The 16,530-nt window shown below is 41.5% G+C and carries 13 protein-coding genes; 9 read left to right on the forward strand and 4 right to left on the reverse strand.

Translation table 11 applies throughout. The features are described from left to right. Positions 1-75 precede the first annotated feature (75 nt). Positions 76-1,047, reverse strand: a complete 972-nt coding sequence (locus IF202_RS05480; protein WP_191593888.1) for a carbohydrate kinase family protein — start codon at positions 1,045-1,047, stop codon at positions 76-78. 208 nt (positions 1,048-1,255) lie between these two features. On the opposite strand from IF202_RS05480, the gene IF202_RS05485 reads away from it, so the two are divergent. From IF202_RS05485 to ushA, 7 genes are all read left to right on the forward strand, one after another. After that, positions 1,256-1,990 carry a response regulator gene (locus IF202_RS05485; RefSeq protein WP_191593889.1) on the forward strand — a complete coding sequence of 245 codons (735 nt, stop codon included), beginning with the start codon at positions 1,256-1,258 and terminating at the stop codon, positions 1,988-1,990. Then, complete coding sequence (locus tag IF202_RS05490) at positions 1,980-3,446, forward strand: ATP-binding protein (RefSeq protein ID WP_191593890.1); 1,467 nt, start codon at positions 1,980-1,982, stop codon at positions 3,444-3,446. The genes IF202_RS05485 and IF202_RS05490 overlap by 11 nt, the downstream gene beginning before the upstream one ends. A 214-nt stretch (positions 3,447-3,660) precedes the next feature. Beyond that, complete coding sequence (locus tag IF202_RS05495; RefSeq protein WP_191593891.1) at positions 3,661-4,908, forward strand: ABC transporter substrate-binding protein; 1,248 nt, start codon at positions 3,661-3,663, stop codon at positions 4,906-4,908. An 81-nt stretch (positions 4,909-4,989) separates the two neighbouring features. Next, a complete protein-coding gene (locus IF202_RS05500) occupies positions 4,990-5,919 on the forward strand; it encodes a carbohydrate ABC transporter permease (protein ID WP_191593892.1) in 930 nt (309 codons plus the stop codon). Next, entirely contained in the window at positions 5,912-6,796 is an 885-nt protein-coding gene (locus tag IF202_RS05505; protein ID WP_191593893.1) for a carbohydrate ABC transporter permease, read from the forward strand. The genes IF202_RS05500 and IF202_RS05505 overlap by 8 nt, the downstream gene beginning before the upstream one ends. A 130-nt stretch (positions 6,797-6,926) precedes the next feature. After that, positions 6,927-8,036 (forward strand): ABC transporter ATP-binding protein, encoded by a 1,110-nt coding sequence (locus IF202_RS05510; protein WP_191593894.1) that lies wholly within the window; start codon positions 6,927-6,929, stop codon positions 8,034-8,036. Between the two features lie 291 nt (positions 8,037-8,327). Then, complete coding sequence (gene ushA / locus IF202_RS05515; RefSeq protein WP_191593895.1) at positions 8,328-9,935, forward strand: bifunctional UDP-sugar hydrolase/5'-nucleotidase UshA; 1,608 nt, start codon at positions 8,328-8,330, stop codon at positions 9,933-9,935. Between the two features lie 157 nt (positions 9,936-10,092). Here the strand turns inward: ushA and IF202_RS05520 are convergent, their stop codons facing one another. Together IF202_RS05520 and rph are read right to left on the reverse strand one after the other, a co-directional pair. Beyond that, complete coding sequence (locus IF202_RS05520) at positions 10,093-12,507, reverse strand: putative bifunctional diguanylate cyclase/phosphodiesterase (protein ID WP_191593896.1); 2,415 nt, start codon at positions 12,505-12,507, stop codon at positions 10,093-10,095. Between the two features lie 215 nt (positions 12,508-12,722). Next, positions 12,723-13,442: a ribonuclease PH gene (rph, locus tag IF202_RS05525; RefSeq protein WP_191593897.1), complete on the reverse strand. Its 720-nt coding sequence runs from the start codon at positions 13,440-13,442 to the stop codon at positions 12,723-12,725. A gap of 188 nt (positions 13,443-13,630) precedes the next feature. On the opposite strand from rph, the gene IF202_RS05530 reads away from it, so the two are divergent. Next, a complete protein-coding gene (locus IF202_RS05530; RefSeq protein WP_191593898.1) occupies positions 13,631-14,497 on the forward strand; it encodes a YicC/YloC family endoribonuclease in 867 nt (288 codons plus the stop codon). A gap of 151 nt (positions 14,498-14,648) precedes the next feature. Next, entirely contained in the window at positions 14,649-15,683 is a 1,035-nt protein-coding gene (locus IF202_RS05535) for a histone deacetylase family protein (protein ID WP_191593899.1), read from the forward strand. A 39-nt stretch (positions 15,684-15,722) separates the two neighbouring features. Here IF202_RS05535 and IF202_RS05540 read toward each other — a convergent pair whose 3' ends face one another. Beyond that, positions 15,723-16,514: a helix-turn-helix transcriptional regulator gene (locus IF202_RS05540; RefSeq protein WP_206705400.1), complete on the reverse strand. Its 792-nt coding sequence runs from the start codon at positions 16,512-16,514 to the stop codon at positions 15,723-15,725. Positions 16,515-16,530: the final 16 nt, after the last annotated feature.

Here is a 16,530-nt window from a genome sequence, read left to right on the forward strand (position 1 = left end):
TTACTTAAAATCCTAAGCTTCACTTTAAAGCTTTAATCTAAATAAAATAGAACCTTTTGTATTGATTTTTATTCATCAAAAACACTTAAGTTGCGCTTGAGCTTCAGATAAAGAAGGCAAAGAAGGGTACGCTCCTAATTTAGTCACTGAATCAGCACCACAAGCTGCCGCAAAACGAACAATATTGATCAATGATTGTTGAGACAAAGAAGATAAAGTAACACGATCGCCCCCTTCTTCTGCCAATTTATAAAGTAAACCACCAACAAACGCATCACCCGCTGCTGTTGTATCTTTCACCTCAACTTTTGGTGTTGCAACTACACTCTCTCCATGAACAGCAGTATAAAAACGAATAGAATTTGGACCGTCCGTTAATACAAATAACGTCACGCCAGCAGCCAAAGTTTGCTGAATTAAAGTAAACGGTTCGTCTGACAATACCTCAAGCTCTTCTAAGCTGGCTTTCACCACATCGCCACTTTGCATCCAATCAATAACACGCTGACTGTCTACTTGTTTATTTGGCCAAAGGTTAGAACGTAAGTTCACATCGATACTCACAACCCAGTTCGCAGAGCGAGCCATACTGACACCTGCCAATGTCGCTTTGGTAATATCAGCATCGGTCAATGTATTTGAGCAGGTATGGAAAACACCTTGAGATTCAGCAAACCACATCGCGTTAAAATCAGATTCACGGAATAAAATATCCGCAGATGGGCTGCGATAAAATTCAAAGCTGCGTTCACCTGTATCGTCTAAACTAACAAAAGCCAATGCGGTTTTGGCTTCCGTCGTCATCAACATATTAGTCGTATTAACACCGTAACTATCGAGGGAATCTTTCAGAAAGTGACCGAAAGCGTCGTCACCTACTTGACCAACAAAATGACTATTTCCACCTAATCTAGCAACGGCAACAGCAACGTTTGCAGGCGCGCCACCAGGGAATTTAGTGAAAGACTCCAATTCACCAACTTGAGTCGCACCATTGGAAAGAAAGTCGATTAAGGCTTCACCGAACGCCATTACTTTTGTTGTCATTATTTTGTTCTCTGTAATTACACGGATATAAATTAGGTTAGACTAAAAATTATGCGGGGGAGAAAATATTAAATCAATCTAATTTATTTAACTTTTTGTTAATGCCTTTTCAAGATTCACTAGATTTTCTTGAATTGGTTCACTAGCACTTTCTTGCTAGACTCCAAAATATAATAAATAAAACACTCACTTATCATTGAGCACCCGTATGACCAAAGCCAAATGCATCTATGTTGTAGACGATGACGACGACATCCGAATTTTGCTCAAAGCCTACTTAGAAAAGCATCAGTTTACGGTACTCACCGCAGACTCAGGAGAAGCCTTTCTCGCTGACTTTAAATCTGCGCCAGACCTTGACTTGGTTATTCTAGATATCATGCTTCCTGGTCAAGATGGCTTTAGCGTTTGTCGTTCACTGCGAACTCAATCTCAAGTGCCTGTGATTATGCTCACTGCGAATTCAGATGAAATGGATCGTATTATTGGTTTAGAAATTGGTGCCGATGATTATCTCGCCAAACCGTTTAACCCGCGTGAGTTGTTAGCGCGTATCAAAGCCATCTTACGACGTATGGAGCACAGCGAAGTCATTGAACCATCGCCTGTTGCACATCGTTTTTATCATTTCGCACAATTCACTTTAGACACACTTTCCAGAGAATTGCAGTTTGCAGATGAAAAAGAGTCTCTATCTGGGGCAGATTACAACTTACTAATGTTGTTTCTCACTCACCCTGGTGAAGTCTTAACGCGCGAGCTCATTGCAGAAAATACACGAGGACGAGACAGTGCACCTTTGGACCGATTTATTGACGTTCATGTTAGCCGCTTACGTCAACGCTTACGAGAAGATGCCCGACAGCCGATGTTAATTAAAACCGTTCGTGGTCAAGGTTATATTTTAACCTCTAACGTTCAAGCAGTCAGTGATGCCAGTTAATTCAACAGGTAAAAAGCGTTCATACATAAAACGCTGGTCTCAGTCTTTAACAGGACAAATACTCATCATTATGGCATTAGGTGTGGCCAGCGCACAGTTCATCAGTTCTACTATTTGGTTACGCCAACTAGAATCTGATACTGAAAAAAATGTCTTAGAAGTCTCCAAACACATGGCGTTCCGTATTGCAGCCACCGTCAGTTACTTCACATCTTTACCCACTAATTACAGACATATCGTTATCGATCAACTCCAAGATATGGGCGGTACTCGCTTCTTTGTGACACTAAACAAAGAAGAAATCATGATTAATAACATCCCCGATTCACCTCTAAAAGATATTGTAAAAAATGAAGTACGATCAACCCTAATAAAACAGCTTGGCATTCACAACGCACAGATAGCTTTTTCTAATCCGAACGATTTACACGTTATCAATAACCACACTCGTCTAGCTGATCTTCCAGAAAGATGGGGGCATCACAGTTTATTAGTCAAACCACTGACACCACCCATTATCGTTATTCAAATTCCTATCAACGACAAAGATTGGCTGTACCTTGCTAGCTTAATGCCAGACCCTTATTTCTTGGATGGCACTTCTGCGCTCAGTGGCGACCGTTTGTTCTCCATGGCTATGTCTGTCATTACCGTATTGCTACTCAGCATTCTTATACTAAGGCGAGTCACTCGCCCTCTTGCCACGTTAGCGCGTGCAGCAGAACGCTTTGGTCAGGGTGACTGGAAACCTATTGAGGAAATAGGCAGTGTCGAAGTACGCAATACAGCGAAAGCCTTCAACGATATGCAACAACGCATACAACGTTATTTAAATGATCGAGAAAGGCTGTTTGCATCTATCTCACATGATTTGAAAACCCCTTTAACTCGTCTGCATTTACGGGCAGAAATGCTAGATGAAGATGACATCAGAGACGCCATGATTCGCGACCTAGAAGATTTAGACATGCTAGTAAAAGGAGCCCTTCAGAGCGTAAAAGAAACAGACATTCATGAAAATCGTATCGAAGTAAATATTTCTCGTATGCTCAGAGACATGCAATCCACTGCTAACCTGAATGACATAAAGCTCTCTGTTATCGGTGAGTTAAAACACCCTTTCATTGGTAAACCCTTAGCAATTAAACGTTGTCTCGGGAATCTCGTAGATAATGCCTTGTACTATGGTAAAACAGCCATGGTGTTTATCGAAGATAACGAAGATGAAGTTTGCATTCGTATCTGCGACCAAGGCCCCGGCATCCCAGTTGATAAGATAGATAAGGTATTCCAACCCTATACTCGACTGACACCAGATCATTCTGGCCACCCCGGAGGCATGGGGTTGGGCTTAAGTATTGCGCGTAATATCGCCAGAGCGCATGGAGGAGAGGTCACGCTAAGCAACGCACCAGAGAAAGGACTCGAAGCAAAAATCTGGCTACCTAGACACTAATTTCTCACCATAAAAACAGACAATGCAAGGTTTCGTTACAATAGGTTGCTCTACTTTACCCCCTCTTGCTAAATCCTTTGCTAAATTCGATAACTCGACCGCTCGCTTAAACTGATTAACAGGACACGAGGTCGAAATGACTAAAGCAATATCACAGTACTTAAGGTATTTGATGTCGCAACATAACCATAAAAAAATAAAAAAGGTTTTTATCATGAAAAAAATTGCTTTCGGTTTAACCGCGGTTGCACTGTCTCTATCAGCAGCAACAAGTCAAGCTGGCGACGTAGAAGTCTTACATTGGTGGACATCTGGTGGTGAAGCTGCTGCGATCAACGTACTTAAAGAAGAAATGGTCAACGCTGGCCATACATGGAAAGATTTTGCTGTTGCAGGTGGTGGCGGTGAATCAGCCATGACCGTCCTAAAATCTCGCGCCATTGCTGGCAATCCTCCTGCTGCTGCTCAAATCAAAGGACCAACAATCCAAGAATGGGGCGACCTAGGCTTTCTAACCAATCTTGATGATGTTGCCAAAGCAGGCGAATGGGATGTAATTTTACCTCGTGTTGTCAGTGAAGTAATGAAATACGACGGTCACTATGTTGCAGCTCCTGTAAACGTTCACCGTGTAAATTGGATGTGGGCAAACCCTGAAGTATTCCGTAAATCAGGCGCATCTATCCCAACAACATGGGATCAATTCATTGTAGAAGCGAAAAAAATCAAAGCGGCAGGTTTCACTCCTCTTGCTCATGGCGGTCAAGCTTGGCAAGACGCCACTCTTTTTGAAGCCATTGCGTTATCAAAAGGCACTAAATTCTATAACAGCGCTTTCCTTGCATTGTCGGATAAAGCGTTACGTAGCCAAGACATGATCGATGTATTTTCAACGTTTAAACAAATGCGTGAATTCGTTGACCCAGGTTTCTCTGGTCGTGATTGGAACATAGCAACGTCTATGGTCATCAATGGCGATGCTGCAATGCAAATCATGGGCGATTGGGCTAAGGGCGAATTTACGGCTGCAGGCAAAAAAGCAGGTGTTGATTACGTTTGTTACCCAGCGCCAGGCACAAGCGGCGCGTTCACTTTCAACATTGATTCTTTAGCAATGTTCAAAGTAGACGGCGACGAAAGACAAGCGGCTCAAAAAGACCTTGCTCGTTTGATTCTAGAACCTAAATTCCAAGAAACATTTAACTTGAATAAAGGCTCTATTCCAACTCGCTTGAATATGTCTCGTGAGAAGTTTGATTCTTGCGCACAGTCTTCAATGGACGCTTTCTTAGCAAGTTCTACTACAGGTCAGTTATTGCCAAGTATGGCTCACGGAATGGCCGTTAACTCTATGGCTCAAGGTGCTATTTTTGACGTAGTAACTAACTTCTTCAACGATGAATCTATGACATCAGAAGAAGCGGTAGACAAACTAGCGCGTGCCGTTAAAGCAAGCATGTAATAAGCGTTACTAGCACTTAAAGTACACGAGGCTGGTCTTGTGACCAGCCTCTTCGTTATCCTCAGTAGTGAAGCATCAATTATGAATACTAACGCCACCAATTCTGAATCCTCACCGATTCAGTCAGGACGTCGTGCACGCCTAAGTCTGGCTGACTGGATGCCAAAAATCGTAATGGCCCCTACGATGATTGTCACCTTAGTCTGCATATACGGGTATATGATTTGGACGGCCATACTATCCTTTACCAATTCTCGCATGTTGCCTTCTTATGACTTTGTTGGCTTCGATCAATATGAACGTCTTTTTAACAATGATCGCTGGATCGTATCCCTGACAAACCTCGGTGTCTTTGGCGGTTTGTTTATTCTTATCTGTTTATTCCTTGGCGTTGTACTTGCGATCTTTTTAGATCAAAAAATTCGTGCCGAAGGCGCAATTCGCACAATCTATCTTTATCCTATGGCGATCTCTTTTATCGTCACAGGTACCGCTTGGAAGTGGCTGCTTAACCCAACCAACGGTCTAGAAAAAATGATGGTCAACTTAGGGTTTGAAGACTTTAAATTTGATTGGCTTATTAATCCAGACATGGTTGTTTACTGCTTGGTGATTGCAGCCGTGTGGCAAGCATCTGGTTTTGTCATGGCATTATTCCTCGCAGGCCTTCGCGGAGTTGATAGCGACTTAATTAAAGCCGCTCATCTTGATGGTGCGAACACATTCACGACATACCGTCGTATTATTTTACCATCACTAAAACCTGTCTTTTTCAGCGCCTTAGTCATTCTTTCGCACATTGCGATTAAGAGCTTTGACTTGGTTGCCGCGTTAACGAATGGCGGCCCAGGTTACTCTTCCGATTTACCAGCCAATTTCATGTACGCACATACATTTACCCGTAGCCAAGTCGGCTTAGGTTCAGCCTCTGCCATGATTATGCTTGGTTGTGTGTTGGCCATATTGATTCCTTATTTGTATTCAGAATTACGAGGTGAGCGTCATGAGTAATCACACGGTTGGCCGTAAAACCTCTGGCCTAGATAAAGTCTTACGCTTTGCCTTGTATGCGGTTTTAATCATTGTCGCAGCTTTCTATTTGATGCCGTTTGTCGTCATGCTGATTACGTCTCTCAAGGATGTAGAAGAAATTCGTACTGGAACCTTGCTTTCTTTACCTACCTCACTGCATTTTGATTCTTGGTCAAAAGCTTGGTCTGGTGCTTGTACTGGTAGTAGTTGTGAAGGTATTTCACCTTACTTGATGAATTCATTTCAAATTGTGATTCCTGCGGTGGTGATTTCAACTCTATTAGGAGCGATAAACGGTTACGTTATTTCACTCTGGAAATTCCGTGGTAGTGATATCTTTTTCGCTGCGTTATTAGTGGGTTGCTTCATTCCATTCCAAGTTATTTTGTTACCTATGGCACGTACATTGGGCTGGTTGGGCATTGCAAACACAACAATGGGCCTAGTGTTTGTTCACGTTATTTATGGATTAGCGTTTACTACTCTATTTTTCCGTAACTTTTATCAGTCTATCCCTAACGAATTAGTAAAAGCAGCTCGTTTAGATGGTGCTGGTTTCTTTACCATTTTTTACCGCATTATTTTGCCTGTCTCCACGCCCATTATTGTGGTGACTGTGATCTGGCAGTTTACTCAAGTGTGGAATGATTTCTTATTTGGCGTGGCCTTCTCTGGTTTTGACACTCAACCAGTCACCGTTGCGCTCAATAACTTGGTCAACACCAGTTTTGGCGGTAAAGAGTACAACGTAGACATGGCTGCAGCGATTATCGCAGCACTACCCACACTCGCGGTTTACGTGTTTGCAGGTAAATACTTTGTTCGTGGCTTAACCGCTGGTGCGGTGAAGGGCTAACTAACTAGACTCAAACCTTCTAGATTAAAGAATCTTTAATCTTAAAAAGTATTTAATCTCAAAAAATAAAAACACTCGTGCCTTTTACGTTTCACAGCATGAGTGATTAGACAAAATTTGGAGTAATAACATGGCTAATCTCGTCATTGAAAATGTTAAAAAACGCTACGGCACCACAGAAGTATTAAAAGGTATTAACATCACTATTGAAGCGGGTGAATTTTTAATTTTGGTTGGGCCATCTGGTTGTGGTAAATCTACACTGATGAACTCTATCGCTGGGCTTGAAGATGTCACTGAAGGCCGTATTTTAATCGCAGACAACGATGTGACTTACACCAGTCCAAAAGACCGTGACATCGCTATGGTCTTCCAGTCTTATGCTTTGTACCCAAACATGACGGTTGCACAAAACATCTCATTTGGCTTAGAAATGCGTAAAGTACCAAAAGAAGAGCGTGAAACCGAAGTACAACGCGTTGCTGATATGTTGCAAATTAGTCATCTTCTAAACCGTAAACCTGCTCAATTGTCTGGTGGGCAGCGTCAACGTGTCGCCATGGGGCGTGCCTTAGCACGCCGCCCTCAGCTTTATTTGTTTGATGAACCACTTTCCAACCTAGACGCTAAACTACGTGTAGAAATGCGTACAGAGATCAAGAAGCTGCATAAAAAACTAGGCACAACTATTGTGTATGTAACTCATGATCAAATTGAAGCAATGACCTTAGCGGATCGTATCGCGGTAATGAAAGACGGCGAAGTTCAGCAACTAGGTACACCGCAAGAGATTTACGACAATCCAGCTAATTTATTTGTTGCTGGCTTCATGGGCTCTCCAGCCATGAACTTTGTTCCTGTTAACGTCATCTTAAAAGACGACATTCCAATGTTAGAGCTAGCGACCAACTCAGCAGTTGCTTTGCCTTTCCCTAAGCCAGAATCTTTAACTGCGCACGTAGGTAAAACCATCTTACTTGGTCTACGTCCTGAAATGATCACTGAACCTCAGCCTCATAAAGAAGGTCAACCTTTTGTAACGACAACGGAAATTGAAGTAGAAGTCACCGAACCAATGGGCGCTGATACGATGATTCTTACTCGTGTAAATGGCGCAGAGATTAATTGTCGTTCAAATCCAGCTTACCCAGCAGAATCAGGCTCTATTATTAAAATGATGTTCGACACATCCAAAGCGGTTGTTTTTGATGAAAAATCAGGTGAGCGTCTTGATAAGTAATCACCTACACCTTTAGTGAAATAACTGATTTAAAACACCTCTCTAAAAGAGCCGTCAGAGTTTTTATCTGACGGCTTTCTTCTCTCTATTACTGTTTTTGATAAAAAACAGCTCTGTTTTTGCACAAATGGTCAAAATTACTGCACAGTGTCTCGAACTTGTCGCAAATATGAGATACATTTTGCTAACTGTAATTAACCATGCTGCTCAATAACGCAATTCAATAACTAATAGCGCTGCGATTAATTACTGAAATGACCGACGATTAATACCACATTAGGAAACAACATAATGAAACCAATAAAACGCTATCTTCCTCATTTAGCAATAACCGGAATCGCCATTGCTGTAACAGGTTGTTCATCACTAGGTGGATATCAGCCAGCTTGGGAAGCAGATCAAGAATATAAAGTAACCATACTTCATACGAATGACCATCATGGTCGCTTCTGGCAAAACAGAAACGGCGAATACGGTATGGCGGCACGTAAGACCTTGATCGACAATATTCGTGAAGAAGTTGCTTTAAATGGCGGTTCATCACTACTTTTATCGGGTGGCGACATTAACACTGGCGTACCTGAATCCGATTTACAAAATGCAGAGCCTGACTTCAAAGGCATGAACATGCTGAAATACGATGCAATGGCATTAGGTAATCATGAATTTGATAACTCTCGTGACGTGCTAATGCAGCAACGTGATTGGGCTGGATTTCCATTCTTATCCGCTAATATCTTGGTAAAAGATACTGGCAAGCCATTATTTGATGCTTATAAAATTTTTGACATCAATAATCTAAAAATTGCCGTTGTTGGTTTCACGACAGACGACACTGTAAAAATTGGTAACCCTGAATACTTAGAAGGTCTTAGCATTCTACCTCCTGCAGAAGTCGCTAAAGATTTGATTCCTAAATTACATAAAAAAGCAGACCTTGTTATCGCAGCGACTCATATGGGTCACTACAAAGATGGTAACTACGGTGGTAATGCACCAGGTGATGTGACGTTAGCGCGTACGGTTCCTGGTATTGACGTTATCGTTGGTGGACACTCTCAAAACCCACTGTTCGAACCAGATGTACAAAGCGGCACCTTGATTCTACAAGCTCACGAATGGGGTAAATATGTTGGCCGTTTAGATCTTGTTATCAAAAATGGTGAAATCATTTCTTCTGAGTATCGCCTGATCCCTGTTAACTTGAAGAAAAAAGTAAAAGACGCTGAAGGCAAATCTGTTCGCGTTTTCATTGAAAATGAAATTGCACAAGACCCTGAAATGTTAGCTATGTTAACGCCTTTCCAAGAAAAAGGTCAGACAGAACTTAATGTTGAAATTGGCTTCTCAAACGCTGATTTCATCGGTGATCGTAGTGTTGTTCGTAAACAAGAAACAAACTTGGGTAACTTAATTGCACGCGCGATGAAAGAAAAAGTAAACGCTGACATTGGTGTAATGAACTCTGGTGGTATCCGTGACGACCTAGCAAAAGGTATTGTGACTTATAAAAGCGTTTTACAAGTACAACCTTTCGGTAACACAGTTTCTTACGTTGATCTAAACGCAACAGAATTGACAGATTACCTTTCTGTTATTGCTAGCAAAGAAGCAGGGTCTGGCGCATTCGGCCAATTTGATGGTGTTGCGCTTACTCTTGTAGACGGCAAAGCAACCAATATCGTAGTAAATGGCAGCCCATTAGATGTAAGCAAAACATACCGTGTTGCGATCAATAATTATGTTGCAACAGGTGGTGACGGTTACCCTAAAGTAACAGACCATCCAAACTACGTTAACTCTGGTTATGTAGATGCTGATGTTATGGTTGAATACATTCAAAACAACTACCCACTTGATGGTGCTAAGTTTACGCCTACAGGTGCTGTTAAGCGTTAATATCCATTTCCTAGAAGGCGTGATAGCGCCCTATAGTTAGGATTCTCTAATGCTAGGAGAGGCAATAAAAAATCCCCATAGACATCGTCTACTGGGGATTTTTTTGCTTCAGATAAAACGGTAATCAATCATAATTTCCCATTAAAGTAGCTATTTCTTATACATGAGAGATCAAAGGAAACCGAACGTTTTCATGTAAACATTGGCTGGCCATACTTTCTTCAAGAGGTTTAGAAAAATAATAACCTTGATATCGCGAACAGCCGGCCTGATCTAACAATACCTTTTCCTCTAGATTCTCCACACCTTCCGCTAAGACGGATAACGCCATATGAGACGCCATGGAAACGATCGTATTAATAATCGAGCTATTACTACTATCACCAGAAAGATCTCTAACAAATGACTGATCGATTTTTAATTGAGTGAGCGGAAAATGCTGTATATATCGTAATGACGAATAACCTGTACCAAAGTCATCGATAGAAAAACGTATATTTAGCTCTTTGAGTTGCCACATTTTTTCAGTCACTGAAGATATCTTTTCTACCAACATACCTTCTGTAATTTCTAGATCCAATAAGCTAGGATCAATTTGATGCTTTTCTATTACTTTTTTAATGGTATCGACAAAATCGTCTTTGGCAAATTGATAAGGACTAATGTTAATTGCGATGCTTTCAAACAGAGATGGTAAACCTTCTTCCTGCCATATTTTTAATTGTCGGCAAGCATTGTCTAGTACCCAATAACCAACCTCGTCAATTAGTCCAGCTTCTTCAGCCACAGGAATAAAGCGACTAGGAGGTACTTGTCCAAGTTCATCATTGAACCAGCGTAATAAGGTTTCAAAACCAATCAATTGACCGTGGGTATTCACTTGAGGCTGATAGACTAGGATAAATTCATTTTTGTTTATGGCCCCGTGCAATGCTTTTTCCAGTGCCAGTTTCTCTGCCACTTCTTGGTGCATCTCCTGTCGATAGAAGCAGTATTGATTACGCCCTTTCATCTTCGCTTCATACATAGCCGTATCGGCTTGGCGAAGTATCTGAGCATCGTCCTCATTTTCAAACGGAAACAAGCTAATACCAATACTGGCTGAAATAAACACATCCGTTTCATCTAACCGAAACATTTGTGAGAGTTTGAACAACAACGACTCAGCCAATTGAGTCACTTTATATCGCGCTTCTTCAAAATTTTTACCGAGCTCAGGAAGCAATAAAACAAACTCATCACCACCAATGCGGACGGCGATCTCAGGCTCAGATAAAGCAGAAATAATGCGCTGGGCGACCTCCTCTAAAAGCGAATCGCCAACATGATGTCCCATAGAATCATTAATACTCTTGAAACGATCTAAATCGAGAAATATCAAGCCACCAACATAACCGTTTTCACGAGCCTGAGTGATTACTTTTTCTAGATTCTGATTCAAAAATCGTCGATTAGGTAAATTGGTCAATGAATCGTAATAGGCTAAAAACTTAACCTGTTCTTCGTCTTTTTTACGTTGAGTAATGTCCCTAAAAGACGCTAAGAAATAATCATCTTGATCCAAGGTGATTATATTTCCGCACACTTCTACAGGAAATCGATCACCGTTCTTTCTGAAATAATCGGCGTCATAGGTCTTTGCCTTTTGAATAGAAGCGTCAGACCATTGTTTGAGTAAGCTGGGAGTTTGTTCAGGATCAATTTCTTGGATATTTAAGGTAAGGAGTGCTTCTGTGTCATAGCCTAATAACCGACAAGTTTGATCATTACTGTCTAAAATCTTTCCGTTCAAATCAGTGAGCAACATAGATTCACTGGACTGATGCAAAACCGCTTTAAAGTAGGCTTCGCTTTTCGCAAGTTTCGTTTCCACTTTTCTTCTTTTGTGCCAAAGAGCGGTAATGGTTCGTGCTAAAATACCTAATTCATCTTCACGCGCAGTTTGTTTAAACTTCAACTGCACTGGATCATTTTCATCGTTATCTAACAAACTCAAACGTTCAATTAAACGTGAAAGTGGACGAGAAATTTGAAAATAAAACAACATGAATATGGTGACACCAAGTAGCAGCGCCGACATAAGAGAAGTGAGAATCAAACGAACATTCCGTTGAATAAAACTGTTTTTAACAACACCGCTATCAATCTCTACCGTGAGAGTTCCAACAGGTGACAAGCGTTCGTTATGTACAAGCGGTAAACTAAATTGCAGAGGCAAGCCTCTAAATATTTTTTCAGAGACCCAATGAAACGAGAGAGGTACCAAAGGCCGATAGGTACTGGCAAGTACTTTTCCTAAATCATCTCTAAGTTCTGTTTTATGGAAGTCATTGGAACGCATTAATCCAAGAAGTACTTTCTTCGCAAAGTCTTCGTCTAACAGGTATGCCGCTTCCGTGACCGAGTTCTCAATAATATAAAGCGTCGACATGACATTACTTTGAATGTTTGCTTTTTCTTCTTCCCAGTCTGTAAAAACCTGAAAGGCACTAATGGTTAAGCTCAATATAAATAAAAGCAACAAAGCCCATTTAGCTTGCCTATAAGAAAGACGTTTACGCAGAGCTAACATAACTCCTCACTTTTGTTGGCTAATGAAGTATCAGGAAAATGTCTTTGTTTCGTAAAAATACCAATTATATCAATATGAAGCAGAACTTCTGAGCACTCAAGCATTATCAGAGTTTATGTAGGAAAAATATCAGAATAAACAAATCGAAAAGTTCAAAAAAGAGAAAAAAAATCTCGCCGAAGCGAGGTTTTAGAAGAACTAAAAATAATGGTGACTTATTTCTCAGCTAAAGCAGCTGTTTGCGCGGCAATGATTTCAGCAATACCTTTACGCGCTACAGCCAGCATTCCCATCATGTGTTCATCACTGAATGCTTCGCCTTCAGCCGTACCTTGAATCTCAATGAAACCGCCTTTGTCGTTCATGATCACGTTCATATCTGTTTCTGCATTAGAGTCTTCTGGGTAATCTAAGTCTAAAACGGGAACTCCTTTGTAAACACCAACAGAGATAGCAGCGATTTGAGAAACAATGGGGTTTGTTTTTACTTTTTTACTTTCCACTAGCTTGTTCATAGCGTCCGCTAAGGCAACAAAACCACCCGTAATAGACGCAGTACGAGTTCCTCCATCGGCTTGAATAACATCGCAGTCAATCGTGATGGTGTTTTCACCTAGCTTTTTAAGATCAACAGCGGCGCGCAAAGAGCGACCAATTAAACGTTGAATCTCAATCGTACGTCCATTTTGTTTACCGCGAGTGGCTTCACGATCCACCCGTTTATCAGTAGAACGAGGTAACATACCGTATTCAGCCGTGATCCAACCTTGCCCTTTGCCTCTTAAAAAGCGCGGCACACCATGAACCACCGTCGCCGTACAAATTACTTTAGTGTCGCCACATTCAATCAATACCGACCCTTCGGCGTATTTTGTAAAATTACGTGTAATCTTAAGGGGACGTAATTGATCTACTGCTCTTCCACTTGGGCGCATACTGGCTCTCTCTGTTGGTTAATATCGTAAAGGGACAATTATAACGAACCCATATAAAATTGCGCGCTCAGCAATCAGAAAGCATCACAATAAGCGGAAAAACCTACAGCAAGAGAAACTGTCGAACCCCTTATCGTTGCGCTACAATACCGCCTTTGTTTTCTCTATTTATTACCTAGGTACTCAACATGACTGCAAGCATGACAGCATTCTCACGCCAAGAAGCCGTATACGACTGGGGCACAATCAGCTGGGAAGTTCGCTCAGTCAATCAACGTTACTTAGAGCCTAACTTTCGTCTACCAGAAAACTTCCGTGAACTTGAGTTTTCTTTTCGAGATGTACTGCGCAAAAAACTGAATCGCGGAAAACTAGAATGCCAACTGCGTTTTCAAGCAGTCGACAAAGCGTCAACCAGCCTGACAATTAACCCAACTAATGCCCAAGCGCTAGCAACTGCGGTTGAAACGCTTGGCACTTGGTTTAAAGACCTAGATCCAGCAAACCCACTGGATATACTAAAATGGCCAGGCATCTTAAGCGAAGAAGGCACAGAGGCCGAGATGATGAAGAAAGCCGTTGTGGAACTGTTTAACAAAAGTGTGGATGAACTCATTCAAGTTCGACTACGCGAAGGTGAGCAGCTAAAAGAAATTATTGAGCAACGCTTAGATGCCATCGACGCCATCGTCGTCGAAGTACAAGCCAAATTACCTGAAATCATCGCCGCGCAGAAGCAAAACCTTATAGACAAACTCGAAGCTGCAAAAGCCGACCTTGATCCAATGCGCGTAGAAGCAGAAATCGTTTTGTTGGCACAAAAAGCCGATGTCGCGGAAGAACTGGATCGCCTTGCGACACACACCAAAGAAGTGCGCCGCCAACTGCAACAAAAAGGCCCAATCGGCCGCCGTTTAGACTTCTTAATGCAAGAACTCAACCGCGAAGCCAACACCCTGTCGTCCAAATCTATCGTCGTTGAAACCACACAAAGCGCGGTAGAACTGAAAGTATTGATTGAGCAGATGAGAGAACAGATCCAGAATATTGAGTGATGACTTTGTAAAAAAGACGCTTTGTAAGCTTAATGCTATTAACTTTTCGTCACTCATCAAGGCAAACCATATAACCCTTTAAGGTTATTGTTTGCTCTTGATCTATTTGCTTACTATAAGAGCATCATGGTAACGGGAAGTAGGAGCTGAAATGAAAATTATATATTCGCCAGAGCACAGCCAGCACAACACCAAAACGGAATTGTCAGGTGGCGAGTTGGTTAGTCCGTTTGAGTGTGCAGATCGAATGGAATACATCTGTAAAGCATTAAAAGAATATGACTTGGGGCCTCTGATTGAACCACGTCAATATCCTCGATCTCATGTCGAAAAAATTCATTCTAAGAACTATTTAGAATTTCTGGATAGCTGTTGGGAAGAATGGCAAGCAGCGGGAATGAAGGGTGAGGCAATTCCTACTGCATGGCCGTCAAGATCGATGACAAGCCCTCGTATCCCTGAGTTTATAGATGGTAAGTTAGGTTATTACGCATTGGCGGGGGAAACCTCTATTGCAGCGAATACCGCTCGTTCGGCTTGGCTTTCCTCTAACATTGCACTGACAGCGGCAGACACTATTGTACAGGGTGAAACGTCTTGCTTTGCACTCGCTAGACCACCGGGTCATCACGCATCTAAAGATCAATATGGCGGTTATTGTTTTATCAATAATGCGGCAGTCGCCACGCAATATTTATTAGACAACGGCTTTGCAAAAGTCGCTTTAATGGATGTCGACTTTCATCATGGTAATGGAACTCAAGCGATTTTTTATGACCGAAAAGATGTCTTTTTTAGTTCTATACATGGTGATCCTACTCATGAATTTCCATATTATTTAGGCTATGCCGAAGAAAAAGGTGCTGGGGAAGGTCTTGGATATAACTTAAACCATCCATTGCCTGCTGGCACGTCCTACAGTGAGTGGGAAGCCAAACTAGAAGAAAGTCTAATTGCTTTTAAAGCGTATGGCGCCGACGTTATGGTTGTCTCTTTAGGGCTAGATACGTTCGAAAACGACCCGATCAGTTCCTTTAAAATAAAGACGGATGAGTACCTGAAAATGGGGCAGAAGCTAGCAAGCCTGGAGTTACCAACGTTATTCATTATGGAAGGTGGTTATGCTGTGGAAGATATTGGCTATAACACGGCTAATGTTTTAAAAGGATTTTTGCAGGCGACTTAGGTTTTCAGTTGATTGGAAAAGTAGCGTAAAGCAATTCCGCTAGAGCAAAGACATCATTGGTAGCAGCAGAGCAAACAACTCTGCTTGAGAGCTAATATTGCATTTGCCATAAAGCTGCTTACGAAAGACTTTCACTGTCTCTTTACTGATATTCAGATTTAATGAAATCGACAATGACGAGTGGCCTTGTAATATCAACAAGGCGACTTCGGCTTGTCTAGGACTTAGAGCAATACCCGTATTATTGTTCAATGAACTTCTTAGTCGACTAACTACCGACCCGAGTATTATACCTTTGCCTTCTGACGGCTGATAATTTTTCCATTGCATTTCACATAAGGTAATTAGTACTTTTTCAAATGATTTCAATAAGTTAATTTCATTTTTAGTAAAAGCTTTATTACTGGTGCAGTCACGACCAAAACAGGCTGTTATGGTCGTGTCATGATTAACACGTGCAAAAATGGCGACCTCGTCGAGATTAGTTGTTTGTTGATAATATTCTTTGAAGTAGCTGGTTTGTTTGAACTTATCCGGTGCTATGTCAAAAAGGCGATGCACACCACGTTGTATACCATTGCAAATAGCATGATAAAAAGGATCGAGTAAGTAAGCGGCTTTTATATAGTGGCTATCAATATTCTTGTGGATGTCTGGGTTTAGCCTTTCTCGATACAAAATATGCGGGTTATGGTCTTTGTAATAAGCAATTACTAACAGATTATCAAAAGACGCTAGTTTGCTAAAAAAGTAACTCAGTGTTTCAGGAAAATTCGCCTGTCCAACCACTCTAATAAGTTCGCTCAACGCCCTGTCTTGCATATGATTCATACGCTACCTATAAGTG

This window comes from Marinomonas colpomeniae (assembly GCF_014803385.1).
GTDB lineage: Bacteria > Pseudomonadota > Gammaproteobacteria > Pseudomonadales > Marinomonadaceae > Marinomonas > Marinomonas colpomeniae.